20 protein-coding genes are annotated in these 22478 nt (G+C 53.7%); 7 read left to right on the plus strand and 13 right to left on the minus strand.

Features of this window, described 5'->3' with window-relative positions:
* The first annotated feature begins 27 nt into the window (after positions 1–27).
* Complete coding sequence (locus PRJ_RS27735; protein ID WP_177429923.1) at positions 28–951, plus strand: ParB/RepB/Spo0J family partition protein; 924 nt, start codon at positions 28–30, stop codon at positions 949–951.
* Between the two features lie 1698 nt (positions 952–2649).
* Here PRJ_RS27735 and PRJ_RS27740 read toward each other — a convergent pair.
* Entirely contained in the window at positions 2650–2919 is a 270-nt protein-coding gene (locus PRJ_RS27740) for a hypothetical protein (protein WP_177429924.1), read from the minus strand.
* A 383-nt stretch (positions 2920–3302) separates the two neighbouring features.
* Between PRJ_RS27740 and PRJ_RS27745 the strand changes: the two genes are divergently transcribed.
* Both PRJ_RS27745 and PRJ_RS27750 read left to right on the plus strand, forming a co-directional pair.
* Positions 3303–3770 carry a hypothetical protein gene (locus tag PRJ_RS27745; protein WP_104962951.1) on the plus strand — a complete coding sequence of 156 codons (468 nt, stop codon included), beginning with the start codon at positions 3303–3305 and terminating at the stop codon, positions 3768–3770.
* Between the two features lie 1836 nt (positions 3771–5606).
* Entirely contained in the window at positions 5607–7064 is a 1458-nt protein-coding gene (locus PRJ_RS27750) for a RepB family plasmid replication initiator protein (protein ID WP_177429925.1), read from the plus strand.
* A gap of 2 nt (positions 7065–7066) precedes the next feature.
* On the opposite strand, the gene PRJ_RS27755 is transcribed toward PRJ_RS27750, so the two are convergent.
* The 3 genes from PRJ_RS27755 to PRJ_RS27765 form a co-directional block, all read right to left on the minus strand.
* The gene (locus PRJ_RS27755) at positions 7067–8014 is read right to left on the minus strand and encodes a hypothetical protein (RefSeq protein WP_104963128.1); all 948 of its coding nucleotides are present in this window, start codon (positions 8012–8014) and stop codon (positions 7067–7069) included.
* 116 nt (positions 8015–8130) lie between these two features.
* On the minus strand, positions 8131–8787 hold the full coding sequence (locus PRJ_RS27760; RefSeq protein ID WP_104962953.1) for a hypothetical protein: 657 nt from the start codon (positions 8785–8787) through the stop codon (positions 8131–8133).
* A gap of 16 nt (positions 8788–8803) precedes the next feature.
* Complete coding sequence (locus tag PRJ_RS27765; protein ID WP_104962954.1) at positions 8804–9619, minus strand: HDOD domain-containing protein; 816 nt, start codon at positions 9617–9619, stop codon at positions 8804–8806.
* Between the two features lie 306 nt (positions 9620–9925).
* On the opposite strand from PRJ_RS27765, the gene PRJ_RS27770 reads away from it, so the two are divergent.
* Positions 9926–10543, plus strand: a complete 618-nt coding sequence (locus PRJ_RS27770; protein ID WP_104962955.1) for a hypothetical protein — start codon at positions 9926–9928, stop codon at positions 10541–10543.
* 37 nt (positions 10544–10580) lie between these two features.
* On the opposite strand, the gene PRJ_RS27775 is transcribed toward PRJ_RS27770, so the two are convergent.
* Entirely contained in the window at positions 10581–10904 is a 324-nt protein-coding gene (locus PRJ_RS27775) for a hypothetical protein (RefSeq protein ID WP_104962956.1), read from the minus strand.
* A gap of 111 nt (positions 10905–11015) precedes the next feature.
* Here PRJ_RS27775 and PRJ_RS27780 point away from each other — a divergent pair, with 111 nt between their 5' ends.
* A complete protein-coding gene (locus tag PRJ_RS27780; RefSeq protein ID WP_104962957.1) occupies positions 11016–11384 on the plus strand; it encodes a histone-like nucleoid-structuring protein, MvaT/MvaU family in 369 nt (122 codons plus the stop codon).
* Positions 11385–11466: 82 nt separating this feature from the next.
* On the opposite strand, the gene PRJ_RS27785 is transcribed toward PRJ_RS27780, so the two are convergent.
* The 8 genes from PRJ_RS27785 to PRJ_RS27820 all read right to left on the minus strand — a co-directional run bounded on the left by PRJ_RS27785 (position 11467) and on the right by PRJ_RS27820 (position 19297).
* Entirely contained in the window at positions 11467–12639 is a 1173-nt protein-coding gene (locus tag PRJ_RS27785) for a hypothetical protein (RefSeq protein WP_104962958.1), read from the minus strand.
* Positions 12640–12662: 23 nt separating this feature from the next.
* Positions 12663–12947: a hypothetical protein gene (locus PRJ_RS27790; protein ID WP_104962959.1), complete on the minus strand. Its 285-nt coding sequence runs from the start codon at positions 12945–12947 to the stop codon at positions 12663–12665.
* A gap of 704 nt (positions 12948–13651) precedes the next feature.
* Entirely contained in the window at positions 13652–14197 is a 546-nt protein-coding gene (locus tag PRJ_RS27795) for a hypothetical protein (RefSeq protein ID WP_104962960.1), read from the minus strand.
* Between the two features lie 94 nt (positions 14198–14291).
* The gene (locus PRJ_RS27800) at positions 14292–15293 is read right to left on the minus strand and encodes a lambda-exonuclease family protein (RefSeq protein ID WP_104962961.1); all 1002 of its coding nucleotides are present in this window, start codon (positions 15291–15293) and stop codon (positions 14292–14294) included.
* A gap of 200 nt (positions 15294–15493) precedes the next feature.
* Positions 15494–16132 carry a hypothetical protein gene (locus PRJ_RS27805; RefSeq protein ID WP_104962962.1) on the minus strand — a complete coding sequence of 213 codons (639 nt, stop codon included), beginning with the start codon at positions 16130–16132 and terminating at the stop codon, positions 15494–15496.
* Positions 16133–17027: 895 nt separating this feature from the next.
* The gene (locus tag PRJ_RS27810; protein WP_104962963.1) at positions 17028–17552 is read right to left on the minus strand and encodes an RDD family protein; all 525 of its coding nucleotides are present in this window, start codon (positions 17550–17552) and stop codon (positions 17028–17030) included.
* A gap of 25 nt (positions 17553–17577) precedes the next feature.
* Positions 17578–18267 carry a hypothetical protein gene (locus PRJ_RS27815; protein ID WP_104962964.1) on the minus strand — a complete coding sequence of 230 codons (690 nt, stop codon included), beginning with the start codon at positions 18265–18267 and terminating at the stop codon, positions 17578–17580.
* Positions 18260–19297, minus strand: a complete 1038-nt coding sequence (locus PRJ_RS27820; RefSeq protein ID WP_104962965.1) for a ParM/StbA family protein — start codon at positions 19295–19297, stop codon at positions 18260–18262. The genes PRJ_RS27815 and PRJ_RS27820 overlap by 8 nt, the downstream gene beginning before the upstream one ends.
* A 224-nt stretch (positions 19298–19521) precedes the next feature.
* Between PRJ_RS27820 and PRJ_RS27825 the strand changes: the two genes are divergently transcribed.
* Together PRJ_RS27825 and PRJ_RS27830 are read left to right on the plus strand one after the other, a co-directional pair.
* Positions 19522–20049, plus strand: coding sequence for a hypothetical protein (locus tag PRJ_RS27825; protein ID WP_104962966.1), 528 nt, complete (start codon positions 19522–19524; stop codon positions 20047–20049).
* Between the two features lie 2125 nt (positions 20050–22174).
* The gene (locus tag PRJ_RS27830; protein ID WP_104962967.1) at positions 22175–22462 is read left to right on the plus strand and encodes a hypothetical protein; all 288 of its coding nucleotides are present in this window, start codon (positions 22175–22177) and stop codon (positions 22460–22462) included.
* The last annotated feature ends 16 nt before the right edge of the window (positions 22463–22478 follow it).

Consider the following 22478-nt stretch of genomic DNA (forward strand, 5'->3'; position numbering starts at 1 on the left):
GTGATTCCGGAGGCCAACCTCCGGCCAATGAGCGAGGTACTCAGCTCTCTGCATCTTGATGACGATGGAGCCAGCTCGGCGGAGCCGCTGGAACGAGCGCCAGTTTCTGACGCCGATCACGTACACCAGCCGGGCCTAGATGACATTTTCCTGAGCGGTGAGCGCTTGCCAGGCGAGGCGAAGTTTCTGCCTTTGGTGCTCATACGCCGCGGGAAGTATCAGCCACGCCGCAAATTTGACCCCGAGAAGCTCGGCCTCCTCGCGAACACGATTGAGGATAAAGGCCTCAACAACGCGATTATCGTTCGCCCTCTTGCTGACGGCACTTACGAGCTTATTGCCGGCGAGCGCCGGTTCCTAGCTCATGAGCTGCTCCGCAAAGACCACATCTACGCCCTCATTCGGAATCTGTCGGATGCCGAAGCGGCTATCTTGTCGGTCACGGACAACGACGCCCGGGAAGACCTTACTGAATTCGAGCGTGGTGCGAGTTACAAAAAGCTTCTCGATGACAAGGTAGTACATTCCCAAGCGGAGTTGTCCCGCCGTGTCGGTCGAAGCATGGCCACGATCAGCCGCTGCCTTGCTTATTTCAAGCTGCCTGAGGGTGTCATTTCACTGCTGGAAGAAGATCCTGACCTGATTGGTAACAGGGTTGTCTCCGATATGGTTGCTTTGGCTGACAAGGGACATATTGAAACCGTTCTGGCCGCCGCAAACCGTATTAAAGAAGGTGCATCCCAGGACAGCGCAATCAACTGGGCCAAAGGTGAGATTCGGCGCAAGACATCACCTCAGGCCCCTGTTCCTCCGCGGCAAATCAATTACAAGGAACGCACCCAGCTGGATGCCCGTATCGATGGGCGCAAGTTGATTCTCACCCCTCCCAAAGGCATTGATCCCGCAGAGGTCCTCGCGTACATCGAGGAGATGCTCAAAACGCGTAGTTAATATCCCTTCCGCCGCCGGTCCCTCCGGCGGCAAGGCGCCCTCGCCTTTCCCTTTTTAATCTACTGATATTGTTGAGTTTTTCGTAGTTTCACTGTGAAAAGCTCGGTCCTGGTTCACATCACTTCTTGTCCTCGTGGCTATTTTTCACAGTGAAAATTAACGCCCCCTCCTTGACGTTTCACTGTGAAAAAATAGCCACTTTTCCCATGGCAACTATGTAGCAGCTTCCTCTATCAGCGCTCACTGCCAACTGCGCACTGTGCACTGTGCACTGTTTACTATGCAGTGCACACCTCACACTGCTCACTGCGCACCGCATAGCCCATTTGCTGCATGAGTGAAGTCACGCCGTCATGCTTTTCACTGTGAAACGCTCTATCTGCCCTTCTCCTAGCCAAACCATTTCACAGTTCGACGCGCTCCCGCCGATTGCTGTAATACGGGTCGTTTCACAGTGACAAGGTAATCGGCTTCCGCCTGCTCTCTTCCTTCTCCGAGTCGTGCCCAGAAGTCTCGTTCTGCTCCTTGGATCCTGACATCACTGGCGCAGCTGGCAAGTTGCCGAGCACCGACTCATTCCCACTTTTCATGGTGAAAAGTGTGCTCGGGAACTTGGACGGGACTCGTTACCAAGACGGGTGCTACCGGACATCTTCTAGGAGATCCAGGTTATACGGAGCAGCCGGCTGCCGAGTTGAATTGCCAGCGTCCAGGAATGTGCATGTTGTGAATGCCCTAGATTTCCGCCTCCCTTTTCACGGTGAAAAGACTACGGGTTGCTGGTCTGGGGTAGTGCCTGCAGATCCAAAGGATGCGCGTTACAACTTCGATGACCACGACATCAACTGCTACGCAGAACGGAGAGTCATCCGCTTTTCACAGTGAAAAGGCGCTCCCTGCTGATGAGGCAACTGGCAACAGGTCCCACTAAGAACCGACCAGGATCTCAGACCATTAATGGACATCAGTGATCCGACTCAGCGCGTCTGGCTTCAATCTGGCACCGAGCTTTTCACGGTGAAAAGCCTCGGTCCCCTTCATATACGGACAGGTTCCGGGTCTCTATTTCACTGTGAAAAGCTTCACCTCTATGAGGGAACGCATGGGTTCAAAACGCAGCTCAGTACGTAAACAGGAATCGAACTGTCCTGGCTTAATCAGGTCCGTGGTGCAATTGGCGCCACTGGCGGCATTCCGACGTTTTCACAGTGAAAACCCGCGGAGTGGCACCCCATTTGGAGCTACCGCGAACTGCTCTCCAACATGCCCCACGGCCATTGGGATGCGAGGACCGACAGGGTTAACGGCTGTGCAATAACTCCGTGCCGGCTGCTGGATCAAGCTGTGCGTTTCACAGTGAAAAGACTCACAACCAAGATCCCAGATAACGGGCTAGCTTTGAGAACCTGCTGCTTTTAGATCCAGGCAGCGAGACGCCCGAGTCGATGGTCATGCCATTGAGCTGTGCCCCGCAGCACGCGTTTACTACCACCACGCCCGTAGCGTACTGCCCCAGGCAACGGCGGAAGAGGCGGATCACCGGCTACTTTTGATACCGGGGCGGGTTCGGTTTGAATCAAGGCCTGCGACATGATGACGACTCTCCGGGCAGGATCAGGCGAGGCGGTTTTTTGGCGCGGTCAGGGCAGTGTTCTGCCTTGGTATTCCTAGCGGAAGCGGATCCGGCCGGCGGCGAAATCAGGGGCAGCACGTACTCGACGAAATCATCGATGCCATGGGTAAGTGAGTGGGCGCGATGTTGACGCTATCGGCGGGTTCCTCATCGACCCAGGCCTCCATCTTGTCGCCCACGTCTTGGCCAGTGCCGACAATGGCCAGGTGCTCCAGGGCCATCCAAGCGATGCGCTTGTACAGCTGAAGAATGCTCAGGCCTTTTCGCTGGGAGGTCTCGTAGTACATCTGCGCGGTGCTGCGCAGCCCTACGTTCTCCAGGTTCGGTTCCAGCACCGACCGGGCCGTACATCAACTCACGTGATCATTTCACTGTGAAACGAAAGGATGAAACGAGCTCATAATTTAGCCATTTCACAGTGAAAAATTAGGCCCCCGGTCATCGAGGACTTTAGGTGAAGTGTATATATGAACCGCCCAATCGCTCTCGCCTTAGCCCCCAACGTAACCAGTACGTAGACGTTACGTATGCTTGGCCTGGCATGGGGTCCTCATTTGATTTGTAGAGTAGAGGGCGTGGGGGCAAGCAGATCAATCTGTTACCATTGGATTCAATCAAAGTACGTTTACGTGTTATGCGTCGAATACAAAACCATGTGCTGCATAACAGCAGTGCAAGCTATGGCGCATACGCCGCCCCAACAGATCAGGAGAAACGCATGTCTATTGCATTGGTATTGAGCGAAGGCTCCGGAACCATCTTCGAGAACAAAAACCGCACATCTGATGCAGCACCCGTGATGATCGGCTATATGGAGTTCCCGCTGAACAAGGAGCGCAACCAGAAGCTGAAGCTTGAGGTAGCGGTCTGGCTCAAACAGAAGAACGGCTCGAACGAGAAGTTCTACTCACTGTCAGTAGGCGGGATCAATGCCAGCCTGTTCAAGGAAGCTGACAAGAAGGAAAAAGGTCCCGACTACGCGGGTAGCTTCGGCTTCAACCACGAAATGCGCATTGCAGGCTGGCGAAAAGACGGTGTGGACGGTGGTGCACCATTCATCAGCCTTTCGGTTACACCAAAGGTAAGACCGGTGAGCCAGCCGTTGCCAGCAGCTGAAGCTGATGCGCATGCAAACCCAGCTCAGGATGGTCTAGTGGATACAGGTGATCCTCGGTTCCAATTCTGATAACCCCCAGACCCCGCTTAGCGGGGTTTTTTTTTGCCTTTTCATATCCGCAGGCAGCTTCGAAGTCGAAGCACGAGGTACAGGCCCTTCATCACAGCTGCAATGGACCTCAAGTTACTACCCAGGCTTTACCGCTGTAGGAGGGTGACCTCCGCGAAGCGGTCGAAAGCTCAAACTCTGACTGCCGTTGGGCCCTCACAGCGTCATCGGCGCTCACTGCCATTGTGACCAGGCCGCCCACATTATAGAGCCCACATAATCATGCAGCCCTTCATTACTGGACTTGGGTACCGTGTAGGCAAGCACTGCCGGCGCAAAGCTTGCCAAGACTGCAACCGATCAAGTCCAGGGCCATACTGCCCATACCCATAGAGAGAGAGCGATCCGTGCACCTGATTACCGCCACGGGCTTTAGCTGCGGGCGGGCTCGCTCGGTCCGACTGCCTTTTAGGAGGCCTGGCCAGGCCGAGCAGCTACATTATTCCCGCCAAGTTGGCCGGCAAAACGGATGTTCCCGATAAGGCCGCACTCTGGAAATGGTGTCCTATTCCGCCGTTAGCGCCCATGCTCGTTCCATCAGACGCTGCCAGCTCGCCCGCAGGCGATCGATGATGACTGCGACGTATCGATGATGGACAGATACGGCCAGGCACCGCGTATCAGCCTGACATCTTGTTTCGTAGCCTGGTCGACTCGATCGCACCCCTTTTCTCTCTGCCATGGCTCAAGCACCGCAGTTCTCTTGATCGATGGGACCTGCTGAGCCCGCCAGCAATGTTTTCACGTGAAAACCTGACGCAGCCAATTGTGCCATGGCTAGAGGTGGCGCCCTTTGGAGGCGTGAACCTCCCTGGACCTGGCTGGCTGATCACAGGGCGAAACAGCGAAATGTGCCATCCCTAGAGGCGAGACAGCTCGAAATTGCCAAATGTGCCATGGCTAGAGGCCGAAATTGGGAAGCCGACCGAAATGTGCCATCTCTAGATGAGGATGGGCCAGTGGCCACCCAGCCAAATGTGCCACGCTTCGAGAGCCTCCCCATCAGTCTTATGCCACTTTTCACAGTGAAAACTATATCAACGATGCCGACCGCGGGCTTCGTTCAACTAGTTCAAAGAGGTTGAGTCATTTTGCGTCGTGGCAAGCCACTACTTGGGGGGGCTAAGGGGGGAGTCGCACCTCCCATGAACATCAATTGTGCCATCGTCAGGGGGATGAGGGGTTCTGTAGGTGTCTGATAAGGCTGAAGAAACGAAATGTGCCATTGTTAGAGCACTGCTAAAGCAATTTCGGCAGATCGCTCCGTTCGCGTGCCACGAATCGTGCTGAAGAGTGCCATCGTTAGGGAGGGTGCTGATGCGAAATCGATCTTCAGTAATGGCTGGAAAGCCCGTATTTACTGGGGTTGGCCCAATTGTGCCATCGCTAGTAAGCCACATGCCTACCAGTGGCACAATTCACGAGATCGCCTAGCGATGGCACAGTACGGTTCTAAAGGTGGCACATGTTTCTAAGGATGGCACCAGACCCATCTACCGCCGGCACATTAGTCTCGGAGGATGGCACTGTTTCCCCTGGAGATGGCACAGAAAAATGGCTAGAGCCCTTGTGTATCAAGGGTTTGAGGGAATCACTAACAAAGCTTTAAAAAAGCAGTGAAAACAGAAACAAGCTGTTGTAGGTTTTTTGCTATCGCTTTTTTGAGTCAAAAGCGAAGGGCAAAAGCGGTCCCTAGGGATGGCACAATTGGGCACTGACCTTGGAACCGTATTTTCGTTGACCAGAAGTCATACGTTCGAGTAATGTGCCACCACAGTCACCGATGGCACAATTCACATGGACTCAGAAACCCCCACACCGCGAGCTCCGAGAGCAAAGCGTACAGCCGGAGCGACAACGGATACCAGTCCAGCGAAACGCAAGAGGGCACCCAAGCTCCAGGTCGTTCGTGATGTAGAGCCATCCAAAGCCGTAGAGCTGAAAAAGGCAACCGAAGCCCTCTCGATGCGAAACGTCTCTGCCGCCAGTGACTTCACGTTTCTTCAGCGAAAACTCTACAACACCCTCCTTCAATTCGCCCAGCAGCGGCCGAGAGAGGAGATGGTTCATGAGATCCCGATCAAACAGGTCGAGGACAACATTGGACACACCACATCGAACAGCCGTGATTACCTCAAGAAGGTACTCGTGAGCATGTCTCAGACACAGGTGGAGTTTGACTACAAGGGTGAAAGCCCGGGGCGGAAGAGCGAATGGGGCATCGCAAACCTGATCGCTGAAGCCTACATCTTGGAAGATGGCCAGACCCTTCGCTTTTCGTTCCCACCGGATCTGAAACGCCGGCTACTCGACCCAGCGATCTTCAACTTGATCGACTTGCGGATGCAGTACCACTTCTCCAGCTTCTCTGCTCTCACTCTGCACGAGATCACGTCTCGATACCTGGGCTCACCTATGGGAGAGACGTACCGTGCACATTGGTCTGATTGGAGCGTTGTGCTGTCCGGATCTGCTACGCCACATGCCGAATTTCGCGACTTCAACAAAATGCTGGGTCGCGCAATCGACCAGGTCAACAGCATTGAACGCAGATTCCGCATCACACCGCACGTCACTAAGCTAAATCGGAAGATGGACAAGCTTTGGTTCAAGCTGGAGACACTGATTCAGCCTGGCCTAGACCTTGGACCATCACCAGAGCTGGTCAGCCAGGACGTGTCAAAGCGCCTTAAAGCACTGTCGTTGAGTCAAAAGGATATTGATGAGCTTGGCATGACTCACGATGAAGAGTACCTGCTTGCGCAAGCTGACTACACCGAGGCACAGATGCGCAAGGAAGGGGCTAACGTTGCAAGTCCAGCGGCATATTTCAAGGCTGCAGTAGCCAACAACTACGCCAAGGCGCCAACTCAACAGAAGGCCGCGGAACCAGGCAGAGGCAAAAAGCCAGCCGCCTCTAAAAGCGGTGAGAAGTCGAAGCCGGCGCCATCGCAAGCGCCGAAAGCAGCACCATCGAACCAAATGGCAGACCTACTGGAGCAGTGGGGAGCAGCTCAGCGTGAAGCTATCCGCGCCCAGTTCATGGAACTGTCGGATGAGCAGAAGAAAGAGCTTGCGGAGAAATATGAGACCGAGCTGCTCAAAGACGATCTGGCCTACTCGCAATACCGGTCGAAGGGTTTGAACACGATGGTGATCAATTGCTTGGTAGCGATCCAGTTCCAGGAGCGTTTCCCTGAGCCCCCAAGCTCGGAAACACTCCTGCAATTCTTGCTAGGTGGAGCGAAGATCTAAAGCTATCTGTGGCCGTTCGAGGACGGCTGCGGGGCTATCTGAGCGGTGCGCTGGACAATGTTCAACAGCGTATCAGCGGAGAGGAAAGGGGAGTTCTTCAGCATCTGCTCAATGAGCAGCGTCACCACGCCGAAGCAGTCCCCCGGGCCAATGGGTACCGATCGCGTTGTCCGGCCTTTCGTATTCACTGAGAGAAATACTTTCCCTGGCTGGTTCTCGATCGTGAACCACTTTTCGTTTTGCGCACCATGCCCTTTCCCATCGAACTTTGTCTGCATTTGCATGAAGGTCGCCAGCACGCCGGGCAGCTCGCGTCCAGATAGCTGAATGCTGATCTTGTCAGACCAGTTGAATCTCTTGGATGCGGTCGACTCCGCGGCTTCGATCCTAATCGTGTGCTCACCACCCCTGGTCATATCGGACTGGAAGCAAACGGCGACCTTTCCGCCGTACACATGCCGAGTAACAAAGGTCTTCTCGCCTGCAGGCTCGCAGGCATTGTCGGAAGTGACAGGCTCCTCGGCAGCCTCAATATCCGCAGCCTCGATCAGCACCTCTGGTTCCAAGGATGCACTGTGCTGCGAATGAGCGTTCCGGTAGATTTCGCACAGAGACTGACCAACATCTGAGTCTACGTAACCACCATTGGCCCATTGTTTGAGATCTTGAGAGAACTGCGGGCCCTCGGATTTCCCAATGCTGATCAGCACTGGGAGGGATGGTTGTGGGAGCTTGGCCTGGAGGATGCGCTCGGCACACCCTGGTAGAATCGTGAAGAAAACTCCACGAAGATAGTGCAGGGCTGAGTTGTCGCCGGCTTTTGCCCGATCGATCGCGTCGGTGAGGTCATCACCCTCTGATTTGTAAACCTCATCGAGCACTTCGATGTCGGGTGCAGGAATTCGCAAACTAGAGAGCTTGGCAGATGCAGATTGGGCATCGAAACGCATAAAGAAGAACCCTTGGCTCAGTAAAATACCGTTCTTAGCCTTACGGATACTAGCAATAGAGTTTTTTCTTATCAATACGTGTTATATGCCTTTTGGGAATAACTACGCAAGAGATACTACAGGATGTCTATATCGAGGGCTTTGTTTAGCTCATCTTCAATGTCGACGGAGCAACCATCCAGCTGGAAATCAGATTTCGCCAGTACGCCCAACGCCATCATGATCACTGGGGTTCCGAGATCAATACGCTTCGCTACGATCCTGATAGCAGCAAGATCGCGGAGGGAGGGCTTAGGGCGACCCGTGCGCCATGAATTGAGTGTCTCAAACGGTACGTCGATTTTCTCGGCGGCCTCCTTAAGATCTTCTGACCAAGTGGCTGCGATCAGTTCATCCAGGATGAATATCGGGGATGAGGCGACGTCTGCCTTCGTGACCTCCTCGAAATAGGCCGCGGTCTCATGGCTCTGGTTGACGGCTTTCGAATTGAACACAGCTGACTGCTGGATCAGGCAGTAGTCAGACCATCGAAAAACGTCCGCCATCTGCAGAACTCGGAACCCCGAGCAATGAAGAAATGCTGCGATGAGGTCGATTCGTTTTCGATCCAGTACATCGTGGAGGGCACGCGGCTTGGCTTTAGATTCATCCCCAAAACAACTAGCCAGCGTTTCTGCGGTGAAACCACAGGCCTTGCTAGCCTCTTGAAAGGGGAGCGATAGCAGTTCAGATCTATCGATTATGGCCTGATACAGGCGGAGCCCTGGGTTCACTAAAAATCCTTCTCTCTTAACTGATCATCAGCACTGATTCAGACACACGTTGTCGGCAGCTATCCAACAAATCATGAGAGAGTCCAAGAGATTTTGCTATCTCTGGGTCCATCCAGTCTGCGTGTGATGATCTATCCAACCCCGTAACCACACCATAAGCATAGGTCGAGGATACTGATAGCAATTGGCCAAGGATATCGGGTAGGGGGGACCTATTGGAATACGTGAGCAAAGCTTTTTGGATTGGAGCCGGGAATTTCCAGCGCTTCAGCAGCTCTGCTCCAACCTCAGCATTGTCAAATCCAAGCTGCGCCTGCTCGACAGGACGCCGGCCGGCAAGGTCGAATGCATCAACGGATTGAATTACGGTACAGGCTTCAACGGGCATTACCAGGTGAATGAGTAGAGCGCCAATGCCTTGCATCAAACCAGTTGTGAAAGCGATATCACGTTCTGCACCGATGCTCTCTGCCAGGGCAGATGCCATGAACGCAGTATGCAAACCCATCTTCCAGTAGGTCGGCATATCAATGCCTGGTGCATCCGCTAGCGCCTTCAGTAGGCCTGTCGTGATGATAGTGGTACGGAAGTTGTGTATGCCAATTATAGAAATGGCATCGTCGAGACGGGAAACAGTTCCGCTGCGTCCGAAATAAGCAGAGTTGGCCGTGCGTAGTACCTTTGCGGCGAGAGCCTGGTCAAGGCTCACTGCTTTCACAATGCTGGACAACGGCACTGAGGGATCCCTAGACATCGCTAGTAGCTCCATAACCACCGAAGAAATCGTGGGTAAGGCTGCGGGGTTTTTGAATATTTTTGCCAGGGCTTTCATAAAAATTCTCAGTGAAATTTTGAGCCATCTATCCGTAGGTAGAAAGTCAAATTGTAACGTCTTGAACAGGCATGGTCATTAATGATTAAAGAATTGGATTCCTGCGCCGATAGTGTCAAATGGCCCCCAAAAAGTAATTTTAGAAATATGTAACGCGAAGCTATACGCTATCTGTATTGATTTGGCGTCTGCTTGTATATTTCGTTATTGGTTCATGATTTCATCTTACACACCCATGTGACACATCCCCTGAGGCAAGGCAGTTAGGCGAAAAGCCTCAACAGCACACTCTTTCAGGAGACCCACATGATTTCGTACCCACAACATAATCAAGCGCAAACTCGTTCCCTGCTGATTTCCGGACTGTTCCCCAACGGGGAATCGTTCGCGGAGGAGGTCCAAGCCGATTCTTCCTACGAAGCCCAGATCAAGGTGCTCGCCCAGTGTCGCTATAGCGACCTGGGTGGTGACCTGGATGTCACTGGGCTGACGGATGCTGCCACTGGGTCATCTGTACAGGACTCGCTACTGTCGGCCGGCCAGGACCTCCTCAGCGAAGTAGAGGCTGTCGAGTATGTGATTCACACCGTTCAAAAGTCCCTCAGCAATGGCCGCACGTTCTCAGCTGGTTCCACCAGCGAGTTGAGCGCTTACGTTGAGTTCTTCGACCTCCTCCTATCGGAGGCCCCTCATGCGTTCGACGGACTATGCTCCGGTGATCGGGTGGCAGATGATGAGGAAATCACCCTTGATTTCGAAGATTCCAGTTCCGCTGAATTTGCGCTCGTGCCGGCAGATGCTCTGCTGACGCTGGCCACCGTGGCGCTGGTGGAGGGGAGGGCTGCTGCCGCTTATCAGGTACTTACGATGGCGAGCATCACCCGTGTTGCATTGAGCAAGGCCTGCATCCGGGCCTTGGTGTAAAAAAGACCTTCTGGATACCCTCCAGAAGGTCTTTTTTTTACCACTGCATTTTCAGTTGGTGTAGCTCGCTGATGCGCGCATGCAACTGATCTTGATAGTGAATTACCTGGCCTGTCAGAAGCACCCGAATGCTGGAAAAGTGTTCACCCTCTACCCAGCCTACCCGTGCTGGATCAACGATGCAGTTGATGCTGCCCGTGAGGTCGGATGCGATGAAGCTCAACCAAGCTACCCCCTCAATGCATGCGGTCTTGGGTGGTTCTGAAATCAAGTAGACGCCTTCGAAGTAACGGCCGGCTAGCAGTGTTGCAATGTGGTGGTGGCGGCCGCTTTCTGCGTAATCATCAGCGTTGCATATCATAGAATTTCCGTCGAGTCAGTAGAAAACCATCAACACCTAGGGTATAGTGATTTTATATGCAAATTAGTTATAGATGCTTGTTTGCCTAATTGTAAACTATGAGGAAGACCCATGAGCAAGTTGGCTGAATTTCGTGCCGCAGAGAAAGCACTGCAAGAACAACTTTCTGCTTTGGAAGCGCTGAAAAATGATTCAGGGCTCCAACGTGAAATTGAGTTCGAAAATAAACTCAAAAGCCTGATGCAAGAATACGATGCGAATCTGGGCAAGGTCATCGCTATCCTCGACCCGGCTTCAAGTCTGCGCAAAATCAATGTACGGCCAGATGGCGATCGTCAGCAGCGTAAGCCACGTGAAGTCAAGGTCTACAAAAATCCCCACTCCGGTGAGACTATCGAGACCAAAGGTGGCAATCACCGCCTGCTGAAAGAGTGGAAAACCCAATATGGTGGTGACGTCGTCGAATCCTGGAAAAGCTAAGTCATCTAGCTCTTCACAAAACCGGCTTCTGCAGCCGGTTTTTTTTCGCCCTTAAAAAACCCGCATAAATGCGGGTTCATGTTTAAGAGCGCTCTGCTTGAAGCCGCTGCTCGACGGCTTTCTTGATGCGATGCTCGTAGTCGTCGATCCATTGCTCGTAGCGAGCCAGTGCAGTTGCATCTGGTTTGGTTTCGTTGTTGCGCCACCGGTAGATGGTCATTTTGGTCACCCCAAGTATGGTGGCCATGTCTTCGTCTCTCTCAGCGTCGATGGAAAGGCGAGTCATCCACTCAGCCAAGATGACGCTCATGTCCCGGTCGAAACGCTTAAGGCGTTCCCTCCGGTGCGGCTCCTCTGCCAGAAGTCCCCGAGCCTTTTCCATTACCTCCATTGGCACCGACGCAGTCCGACCATAGATGTAGGAGGAGAGTCGAGGGAGACCAATGCCCAGGGCAAAGGCATAGTCTTGATTGCGTAGGCCCAGGTCAGAGCCGATCTTCACCAGTTCTTGCTGATCAACCGAAAGCTCGGCCCGGCTACCGCCGCGGGGACGCTTCACACCAGCATCAGCTGGTTTGTCTCGTGATGAAGCGTCCGTATCGTTTTCTTGGTCGTCCGTAGGCTGAGGTTGTACAAGGCGCACCATTGGATCTTGATCCATGGCATAGATGCCGGAACTGGCCACTGTTTGTTCTCCGTTGATCACCCGTTTAAGTGCTGCGGCCATTTTAATGGTGGCAGCTTCTGTATCGATATCTCGATCGTGGTCTACTTCTATCTGGTCGGCAAGACCGACTTGCTCCAGCTCCTCACCCTTTTCTTGCATGTCCTCGATGGAGCGATGATTGATCATCAGCTTCTGGCGATCTCTTAGGACTTCTCGGCTGACGTTGTGCGCCACAGCGTAGACAACCGCATAGACGGCATCTTGATCTTCAATCTTAGCCAGCATAGAGCCGAAGAAGACTTCCAGCGTCCTTTGCAGGACCTCTTCAAAATCGCTGAGTTCGCACTTGTTTTGACGGAGCTTGACCCTGCAGATCTTGCGAACGCGTTCATCGCGATCCATCTCGAAGGCCAGACGGTTCACAAGTGTGCGTGAGCGGTCTTTATTCGAGATGAAAGTCCCGCACAGCTTTTCAAAGGTCGAGGGGGGGCCGGAAGGCTTGGAGGAGGGGAGTAACTCGATGTCGGTGTCTTGCACAAGCCCTGAAACAGTCTCTTGCTCCAGGGCATCAATCTTTTCTACTGCCATAAAGGGCTCGTTGATTATCAAACCTACGCAGCCACGGTATCCACAGATCGGTCCAGTTGAGGGAGAGCGACACTCCTGAACTGCGCCAGCGAACTGGACACATGGAGGAGGACATTGATGCCGGCGGCCAAGATCTCAGTCTTGATCTCAGGGTAGGCACTCATCGCGTGCTCGATCCGCTCACCTACTTTTCGGATCTGGTCCGCTTGGCTTAGATCATCCACCCCGAACACTGTGCTGGGGTTCTGACCAGGTTCAACACCAAGGGCGTCCAGACCGATTTCCATTGGGGAGTACTCGTGGATCATGAAGCATTACCTCTGGTAGCGACCGCAGAAGGCCGCTTTTATTGATTATACGTACGTGACAGAGAACGTCAATCAAATCCATAACGCGTAAGTGGAAGACTGACCCGTTTCAAATCGTAGTACTGTGCATTACGCAGGCATGTGATTGGTGATGCAGGGGCGAGTGATCAGATGCAGGTCGCCTGGATTGCCCGCTCGAAGCCGGACAATGCTGCGTGAACCTCAGTCATATCTGATGCAAATGTTGACGCGATAACGACGCCAGCCAGGAGAATTTCAGTCTTGGCTTCTGGGAAGTCTGTCATTGCTTTGAGCATGCACTTGGATGCGCACTTATTAGAGCAGCTTTTGTTGAATCGTGGGCAATGCGGTTTGCCATCGGTTGAGAGGCAACCCAGCGACGAAAGACCGATTTCCGTAGCTCCCTGGTATGTGTCAAAGCTGTAAGACATGCTGTGTCCCTAGTTCCTATCTAATCCGTTGATTGGCGGTGCAGGACAAATTATAGGGACGTGTTGTTATGAGGGTCAACAAATCGGCGCCAGAAAAGTTCCCTGAAAAGTACGCTTTAATGTATGCAAAATTTGGTATGCACGATTTTTCGTATGCAAAAATGCCGCTAGGGTTGGAATTGTGAAAGTGTAATCCATTTGATGAATAAAAAAACCAGCACCTTGAATAAGGCGCTGGTTTATGTGATGCAGTTAAAGAAAGACGTCTCCATCAGGAACAACGAGGATGTCTTCTGGAGTGTCTACTATGCGGGTTTGATCCTTGATCAGGTCGTCCACGGATCCAATAGTAGGGGCTGCATTTTCCTCGATCGATTGCTTGGCCCTTTTGGCTACGAGTGCGCATTGCACGGTTTTTGGCCGCTGTTTACTGGTGGGTGGAGTGATGCCGTTGCCTTGAGGAAGGTTCTTGAGATGTGCATCGTTTCTTCTCTTTGGTGGGTGCGGAATGTCGCTAAGGTCATATGTCTTTGGTGTATCCCGCTTGCATTGAGTCTGTCCTGCGCGTTGGTGCTCGTAGGTCCGTTGTGGTTTAAATGAAGTATTGTCACTTTTGGTATTAATAACTGGCCAATATGTGAAGCTTCCTGTTTTCCACCATGCGATCACAGGTACACATATAAGGAGAGTCAATGTGAAAAGCGCTAGCTTATGCGCCACCTCCGTAACCACTACCAGCGCAATGTAGATACAAACTACTACAAGCCATGCCGATACATGCCCATTGATACGTTTCATTCGGTCTCCCAGGTTCGCTTTATGAGAGGGTATGCCGCACATGCCTGTGCAAAACGAGCAAAAAAAACCCCCGTTTCCGGGGGCTGGTGTGGCGTTAGAAGATGAACTCCTTCCTCAGGGCTTGTGCCGCTGGTTTAGGAGCGGGCTGTCCAGTTTGCACTGATGGCAAACCAGGTTGAGGCAACTGTGCCGTCGGTAAGGCGGGCACGGTCAGGGGGACGCTGAGCTGATCTCGAACTATTGCATTCTCGGTAGAAGCTTTCCTATAGGCATCGATTTGGCTTTCGGTCAGAGTAATACCGTGTGCACTGAGCAAGGCACGCCAGTCGACTTGACCTTTACGTGTGGAGAGAAGTACAGATACGCCGTCGGATTCATGTCGTTTGCGACCTGGCGGCATCTGCGATAACAAAACCCCCCGGGCGGCTTCCTCTCGCGCTGCCGCTTCCTGAAGCAACCGGTTTGCCTGTTGCCAGGAGGCCGCTGCAGCTTCCCATTCATCCGTACACCATTTCCCCGTTTGTAGCCGGTGCCAGAAATCATGCTCACCTCTTAGGATTTGATCGATCCGCTTCTGATTCCGCAGGACCTTGAGCAGCACGCCCTTAGTTCCATCAAAGGAGTAGTAGTGTGCAAAGGGGGCTTCAGCAACGAAGATCTGGTGCTGAACCTGGTCCACGTACTCCGGTGGGATGATGCCTTTGAGCGCAAGCTCATGAGCAGTGGCTCCTGGACATTTAATCTCGACCGGGATGCCCAAGAAGGGATTAAACCCGTCTAGCGATGCCCGGATAAATGGGATCGAAGCACTTTCGGCAATGATGGGAGTTACCGTGGCACCGGTGTGTCTCTCATATGCCGCCCTTGCTATAGGTTCCAGCTGATGACCCCTGGCTCGGATCCGATCTACAAAGGGGGTCGGCGGCGGGGGAGGCCCGATGCCTAGCCTGAGTCTGAAAAGCTCATAGGAACTGCGGAATTTTGAAGTGCCCATGATCTGGGGCGCCTCACTAGCTCCGATTCCTTCACTACGCCATGCGAGCCAGGCGGCGGAGTTTTGCTGAGCAGCTGGACCCGTGATGATGCGCATTGCCATATCGCGATCTCCTCGAAAAGTGACCTGCACCGGAACGGTGGACGGCCTGATAACGGGAGATGCTTAACGTTCAAGCTGAAACTGGATGCCATGGACTGGCGTCACTGGGAGGGGAAGGTAAAGCAGAAGAGAAGGGGACTACGATGGGCGCTAACCCAAAAGACCGGCTGTTTGGCAGCCGGTCGCACACAGCATTGGTGTTACTCGCCGATCCTCATCGTGCGGGGAAGACCCAGCATGGCGTTCTGCATACGAAGATCATTCAGCGAGATCGAGGGATCTGATGTCGCTGCAGCTGAACTGGCGCAACCCCGGCCGGTTAAGCAAACCGTGTGAATCACCAGGTTCGTCCCCGCGAGTTTGTCGACGTTCTGGCCGTTGGTGGTCTGTGCTGCATCGGATGCTGCGGTTAGGCCCGAGGCGACGTTGTTCCCAACCATTCCAGAGTCGGTGCAATTGTTCAGCAGTGAGCACGTCGCGAGGGATACAGCCAGAGAGGCGCCCGTGGCCACAGTGTTGCCCACTGCTGTGTGAGCTTCCTTGTACTGTGAGGCCGGGCCCGCATAGACCTCGCTGATGGTGTACGTGACCTTGGCATCACCCGCAGTCTGGTTGTAGCCAGCTTTCTTGAGAGCGTCATTCACATACGCAGTCATGTCACCAAGGGCGGCGTCCTCGGTGACAGCCTTGACAGGTACACCCTCCACCAAGCGCCCATTAATCTGTGCCGCTTGAACGCGCACCGGGCCTTTCTCAACGGTGATTGGCTTCGCTGCACAACCAGGTAAGCCGATGATGACGCAGGTTGCAGCTAATGCTGCGATTGCTTTTTTGATCACTTGAGGGCCTCAGGGGTCTGGATAACATGTAGCAATAATACTGAGTGAGGCACTTTCAGGCTAGTGGCCAGTTCAAATCACAGGCACAAAAAACCGCCACTGGGGGCGGTTGATTTGGCAATGAGGTTTGGAAGACCTCACTGGCGACTTGATGACACGTTCGACACAGGCAGGATATAGCGAGACGCTAGGTCACGCAACATGCCAAATGGATGCCCTATTCAGTGAGGGAGGGGGCGTGTTGACCTACACCCGGGAAAGGACACGAAATCGAAGAACGGCGTAGCAAAAAAAACTGGGCCTTTTGATATACAAAAGAGCCCAGTCCTGGTAACCACAGCTGCCGCGGCGCTGTAGGTGGAGAATCCACCGTTACCAAGACTGAGCTCACCTCTTTATCGCCATTAGGATAGTCGACAGCAGTACGACGTCCTGCTTGGCTAGCTTGCGAATCCCCACCAGTTGCACCTGGCTGCTATGTGAAGGACATACGTCCGGGGAAGTCATTTGCGCTGCTCACGTAGTGGTGAGCGACCTGAGGGATAACCGCTTCGACCTAATCGTCCAGCTGTGTTGTTAGTTCCTGGGAGACGCCCGGACTCAACGTATTGTCTGATCTCAGAGACTGGCGGTGCATCACCGAGTCGAGAACACAGAGGCAAACACAGGGGATGCATTAGGGAGCGGAGATATCAGGCGGTATGTGGGTAGTGCGCTAACCCGTTACCGTGTTGCTGACTACAAAGGAGGCTTCGCGACCTCGGACCTGACTGGCTTCTCCAGTGGGAGTATCCGTTAACTTTGCCTCAGGTGATGTTCAACATGGGCTGATAAACACCATTTCAGGACCAAAAAAAACCGGCCCTGAGGCCGGTCATGCATTTGGTGCGGGTGGTCACGTGCACCTTTTAGCCACGGTGGTGGACGCCATGAGGTCGAAGATGAACTGGGATTTCACAGTGAAAACCGGAACCGCCACGAAGGCTGCAAGCACAATGGCCAGCACGAGCGGATGACCAATGCTGAGCAAAATCAAGACGGACATGATCTTCAAGGTGGTGCGCAAGATGCACTGCCAGGTGGACAGGTTGCCCTTGAGAGAGATCGTCCTGACACGGAACAACAGCTTGCCGGCAGTCGTGCCCCGCCAGGTCTTGGTCAGTGTCGCTTCGTAGATCAACCACACCAAAGGCAACAGAACAAGGAAGTACGGCGCCAGGCTCAGCGCAGCGCCTTCAGTCCAGCTCAGGCCAGGTGTAGCAATGTCGAATGGGCCCGACGTATCCACATGGGCGTTATGAGCCATGACCCAAGCCAGTAGTGCGAGCGATCCTCCCAGTACCAGCGATACCAAAACAAAGTCAGTCGTGGTTGCCGCTATGCGCTGAGCGACGTTCAGCAGTTTGGAGCCAATTTTCATCGTTCACCTGATTGTTTGTGGAGGGCTAGAACATGGTGCCCAACGCATCGAGTGCTGCTTTTTGCGCGTTTGTAGGTTCGGCCGGTGTCGCATCTTGAGAATCATGCGATGAGCTGCCTTCATCAAGGGCATCTGCACCTGTGAGCAGCTGAGGCTGTTGGTTGATGAGTGAGTCCTGAACACCCGTACCGTGTACAGGTGGTGTGGCGACAGGTACTGACTCTGGATGAACCTCGACAGAACCATTGTCCAAGGGAGCACCAGCAGTTTGGCGACCCATCGGCTCAGGTTGCAGGGGAGGGCGAACCTCCTCGACAACCAAGGCCGGCTCCATCGGTTCAGGGGGAGCTAGGGGCACGGGGGAAGGCGCGACTACCTGAGCTTTGACAGCTCCAGGTTTTGCCGTGATCTCTCGCTGCCGTGGTACCCGTTTTTTTCGCGTTGGCGGAGTAGCACTATCACGCTTGGATTGGCGGCCCGTCGCAATCATCCCCCCTGGGCCAGCAAGAGCGTGGTTCAGAGCTGTGTCTAGGGTGCCTGCCGCACTGTGGCTCAAAAACCACTGATAAAAGACACCTCTGATAAGAGGCGTGTCTTTACCGTATGGCAGTTCGGACATGAACTCCAGCAAACCTGGGCAAACGTCCTCTGGGATATTCAGATTGATTTTGCGCTCAGTTTCATTAGGGTCATATACACGAATGAGCTTAGCCATTTACAGCAGACACTCTTTTGGCATTCGCGTTTACGATGCTCCGGATAATTTGTCCAAGGGCATAGCGAGCAAAACCGTCAGCAACAGCCCAGCGAGGATTTTCTACAAGAATGCTGTGTTGCCATACATCTTTGGCACGAGCATAGATTGCTTCGGCGCTTCCACCCGCAACCAAAATCCCATTGAGCGACCGTGCATCGTCGGAAAACAACGAGTTACCTTTAGAGATAACCTCCTGAACCACGTGTTGTTGAGCTTCGGTCACTTGCTCTTGAATGTTTACCTCTTGACCGTACTGGAAAAGAGATTTGGTGCTGAACGATTCCTCACACTCCACCAGGCTTGCTTGGATCTCGCGCTTGCCCAGGATACGTCGCAACTGCTCTGCAGCTGCACTCATTCCAGCGCAGGAGTCAGCGCCCCGTTCAATATATTGACCCTCCCTCATCAAAAGAAAGTCAGTCGAGTAATGCCCGCCCTCGATGACGCCATAGGACTTAGGCCTTCCGTTAGCACCATTGATCAAATTCTCAATGGGCATGCCTGACTGATCCAGGATGTAGTCACAGTAAGCGCCCATTGGCTGAGGAAGCGCTTTCAACTCGACAGTTTTTGGGAGTGCTTTCTTAGTGCGCTCGACCAAGCTGTCCTTGCGAGAACCGAACAACTTGGACGGCGTGCCGATGATGACAAATGCCTCATCAATTCCTTGAACACCCTTGGCACGGAGCCTGGTGAAAGCCGACTGAATAAGCGCTAGGTATTCAGGGGTATCCGTCCAGTTGTCGTTCAGCCCGATAGAGGAGGTTAGGTTGCCCTGGAGGCGAGCGGTATCGCCAGTGAAGTATGCCTTGCCATCGACAACCTCGGTCTCGGCCTGGGCGCGAGCCGCAGTCGTCGGGTCGGTGAGTTCGACAGCTGGAACCGCCAGAGTGGGGTACATGATCTCAGTTCGTTTGCCGTCGTGGTAAGCGACGACTTTAATGGCGCTACGACCCGCATCCAAACCGATTGCTACGCGACCTTTCATGAAATAAAACCTCTATAAACCAGTGACTTAGACGGGTTAACGATGCGCACTGTGCAGTGTGCAGTACCTACAGTGCAGTGCGATGTAGCTACTGCGCTGTATGCATTGCAGTAAGTCTAAGATACATAACACGTATTGACAATACTGGATGATGGCAAAGAAAATTCGCCAGAACGTGCCTCCTCGGCGCGGCTATACACAACCCCCCGGCGAACGCTTAAACAATGGCTATACACAACCCCCCCTCCATCGACGATTTCGAAGAGCTTCGGCGCAAAGGCAAGGAGTCGGTCGACACCGCCGTCGACTACCTGATTCGAATCGATCACCTCCTGGTTCGCATGGGCGAATTGCTCTACGTCATGCAGCCGTTCCAGACGGGGCGCATAGGGATCGATTTCAACCAGCACCGTGGCCAGTCGAGGCCATTCGTACGGGTGTACCGAAAGCTCAAGGCCGGCAAGGGGAAATGGATGTCTACGAACGTGAGCCACAAAGGCCTCACGAAAAGAGTGAAGCGAGCCCGAGAATTCGAGCCCAACCACAAGCTAGTTCTGAGCCTTTGCGAAAGGATTTCTAAACTCTTTGACCTCAGAGCCGAAATGCACGAGCGGGTACGAAATATGAGCCATGGCGTAAAGCTAACGCTCAAGGCCAGGGAAGATGATCTGGCATCTCTTGAGACTCTGGTGGGCAGCATGCTGGACCAGGTGGAAACGAAATTCGAAGGAGAGCTCAACGTGGATGAGTAATTCCTAATCAGTTTCGCGAAGGCCTTGTCGATCAACGTCGGCAGGGCCTTTTTTGTGGCTGAGGGCGACCAGAAACAGCTCGGTGTCAGGCCAAGTAGGAACTGGGCTACGGGTAAAGCGGACCAGAAGCAAATCGGTGTTATGCGATGTGTGACTCTGCGGCTTTGGCGAAGCTAACTAGAAGCTGACCGGTGTTATGCGCAATGGGATCCCGCGGCTTTGGTAAAGCGGACCAGAAGCCTACCGGTGATTTGGCGAAGTCATATCCAGGCTCTTGCTAAGTGTTGTGAGATCCGGCCGCTAAGAATTGCTTTTGCATTCGGTGGTGAGCTGACTTCTATCCGGGCCTAGCGGTGTTTGACCCGAACTGCCTCGCGCCCATTCCCTTAATCTCATTTAATTATCTTCATTAGTTTTCTCTTATTCCGGTCGCACCATCGACCTCATTCCGGCGCCGGCACTTGTGTCGGATTCTCTTTTTCCGCTGCTTGTTGTGCCACTCCTTGTTGTGCCACGCCTCATTCTGCACGTTTGGTTTGGGTGTCTGTCGTGGGGCTGGCAGTTGTAGATCTACCAGTTCTTTCTATGCCGCTTGTGCCTATACATCTGCCCGTTCTTTCTATGCCGCTTGAGCCTCTACATCTGCCAGTTCTTTCTATGCCACTTCTGCCTCTGCATCTGTCGGCTCCCTTCTTCCGCTGAAGTATTGGACTCATTATCCTGCTGTAGATTCTTTTCTCTCATCTCTTCTCTTCTCTTTATCATCTCCATTATTTCACTGCGGCTTCTACGTCGTCTTCTGTTCGCGAGAGCATGCGTTGCGAGCACTAGGCTCTGGGGGGCTGGCGCGTTCATAGAGCCCTTTTTCAGGTGACTTCTTCTCCCGCTTGGGCGGGACCATGTTGTTCGCGCGACAGTTCTAAATGTTGAATTGTGCCATCGCTAGTTTGGGCTTCGTTGTTGCGCTGCCGCATTGGCATCTCATTGTGCTGGCGCTTGTTCTGCTGCGGCTGGTTTGGCGCTTTTTTGCTCCCGCCGGCAGCATAACCATTTGTGCCTTTCGCTGCGCCCGAGGGCGAGCCCGGCGGTCGACCATCATTCCTTGCAGGTTGCGTCAAGCGAAACAGCCCGCCGGCTGCCGGTGGTGACCCCAAGAAGGATCTGACGGGGGAGGAGAGCGACGGGCTGAGAAAGATGCGACGGGGTTACAGCGGCTAGCTGTGCAGGCGCTTGATGTTGTCCTGCAACTGGCCGCCTATGATCGGTCGCGGTCGGTGGTAGACGGTGTGAGACCTGTTGCTGCGGTTTGCGATCCTGGGCTTGGCTGGCAGGGTGCGGTACCCGGCGGTCGGTGGTAGACGGTGTGAGACCTGTTGCTGCGGTTTGCGATCCTGGGCTTGGCTGGCAGGGTGCGGTACCCGGCGGTCGGTGGTAGACGGTGTGAGACCTGTTGCTGCGGTTTGCGATCCTGGGCTTGGCTGGCAGGGTGCGATGCCCGGCGGTCGGTGGTGGTTGAAGCTGGATCTGTGCGGGCGGTGCTCGGTCCGGCTCGCAGCGTGTGATGCTTGGCAGGCGGTTGACGGCTTGTGATCTGCCTGGCAATGACGGACCCGGTTGCTCTCCTGGTACCGGTCGTGACCGGAGAGGCAGGTATCGTTTATTGGCTGGCGGTAGTCAGCGCCTGCGTGGTGGTGCTTTGGCTTGATCGGATTCGTCTCTGCTCAAGCTGCTTGTGACAGCTTTTCTCTGATCGGTGTCCTTTGGGTGGGAAGCACTTCATTGCCTCCATGATTCGCAGCTCATTGCAAGCGTGCGTGCCCATAGGCGATTGCGGCCCGGGGTTTCTCTGCAGCGAGCTTCTCCCTTTTCGTTGCTGGGCGGCGTATCGGCGCCGACGGGGGCGGCTTTTATGGCTTCGAATGAGCATAAATGGTTGTGCTCTGGCTTTCCGCTTTTGTCTCCCCTCGGACATAAATGGTTGTGCTGACGCCCGACGCTTTTTATCGCTATAGAGTCATAAATGCTTATGCCTATATTCGTAACACGTAACTATAATTTGTCTTGCATCAATACAAATCTATAGGTATCGTTGAGTCATAAATGGTTGTGCCAAGGAGCCGCCGAGATGAACAAACCCTTTATGTTGAAACAGGTTGGGAAGGGGGCCGGGTCGATCGCTCTGGCTGCTGCAGCTTGTCTGTTTGCTGCATACGTTCGACAGGCCTTCGGTGGCTGGGCCTTCGCAGGCTCGTTGCTCTTGGTCATCGCAGCCAGCATTCCGATGGTCCTGTTCTTCAATCTGTTTGCTGATCCAAATGTGAAGTTCAGAAAGAAGGAACGGCTGATGGATCAGGAAGACCCTCACTGCATCTTCAACGACAGCATGAACATGTTCCGCAAAGACGACGATTGATTCACTACTCGCACCT

Origin of the sequence: Pseudomonas sp. XWY-1 (assembly GCF_002953115.1) — a bacterium.
Lineage (GTDB): Bacteria > Pseudomonadota > Gammaproteobacteria > Pseudomonadales > Pseudomonadaceae > Aquipseudomonas > Aquipseudomonas alloputida.

Excerpts from the sequence above, each read along its gene's own strand:
- PRJ_RS27735 (WP_177429923.1), top strand. The coding sequence starts at position 28 with ATGAGCGAGGTACTCAGCTCTCTGCATCTTGATGACGATGGAGCCAGC.
- PRJ_RS27745 (WP_104962951.1), top strand. The coding sequence starts at position 3,303 with ATGTCTATTGCATTGGTATTGAGCGAAGGCTCCGGAACCATCTTCGAG.
- PRJ_RS27750 (WP_177429925.1), top strand. The coding sequence starts at position 5,607 with ATGGACTCAGAAACCCCCACACCGCGAGCTCCGAGAGCAAAGCGTACA.
- PRJ_RS27755 (WP_104963128.1), bottom strand. The coding sequence starts at position 8,014 with ATGCGTTTCGATGCCCAATCTGCATCTGCCAAGCTCTCTAGTTTGCGA.
- PRJ_RS27765 (WP_104962954.1), bottom strand. The coding sequence starts at position 9,619 with ATGAAAGCCCTGGCAAAAATATTCAAAAACCCCGCAGCCTTACCCACG.
- PRJ_RS27770 (WP_104962955.1), top strand. The coding sequence starts at position 9,926 with ATGATTTCGTACCCACAACATAATCAAGCGCAAACTCGTTCCCTGCTG.
- PRJ_RS27775 (WP_104962956.1), bottom strand. The coding sequence starts at position 10,904 with ATGATATGCAACGCTGATGATTACGCAGAAAGCGGCCGCCACCACCAC.
- PRJ_RS27780 (WP_104962957.1), top strand. The coding sequence starts at position 11,016 with ATGAGCAAGTTGGCTGAATTTCGTGCCGCAGAGAAAGCACTGCAAGAA.
- PRJ_RS27785 (WP_104962958.1), bottom strand. The coding sequence starts at position 12,639 with ATGGCAGTAGAAAAGATTGATGCCCTGGAGCAAGAGACTGTTTCAGGG.
- PRJ_RS27790 (WP_104962959.1), bottom strand. The coding sequence starts at position 12,947 with ATGATCCACGAGTACTCCCCAATGGAAATCGGTCTGGACGCCCTTGGT.
- PRJ_RS27795 (WP_104962960.1), bottom strand. The coding sequence starts at position 14,197 with ATGAAACGTATCAATGGGCATGTATCGGCATGGCTTGTAGTAGTTTGT.
- PRJ_RS27800 (WP_104962961.1), bottom strand. The coding sequence starts at position 15,293 with ATGGCAATGCGCATCATCACGGGTCCAGCTGCTCAGCAAAACTCCGCC.
- PRJ_RS27810 (WP_104962963.1), bottom strand. The coding sequence starts at position 17,552 with ATGAAAATTGGCTCCAAACTGCTGAACGTCGCTCAGCGCATAGCGGCA.
- PRJ_RS27815 (WP_104962964.1), bottom strand. The coding sequence starts at position 18,267 with ATGGCTAAGCTCATTCGTGTATATGACCCTAATGAAACTGAGCGCAAA.
- PRJ_RS27820 (WP_104962965.1), bottom strand. The coding sequence starts at position 19,297 with ATGAAAGGTCGCGTAGCAATCGGTTTGGATGCGGGTCGTAGCGCCATT.
- PRJ_RS27825 (WP_104962966.1), top strand. The coding sequence starts at position 19,522 with ATGGCTATACACAACCCCCCCTCCATCGACGATTTCGAAGAGCTTCGG.
- PRJ_RS27830 (WP_104962967.1), top strand. The coding sequence starts at position 22,175 with ATGAACAAACCCTTTATGTTGAAACAGGTTGGGAAGGGGGCCGGGTCG.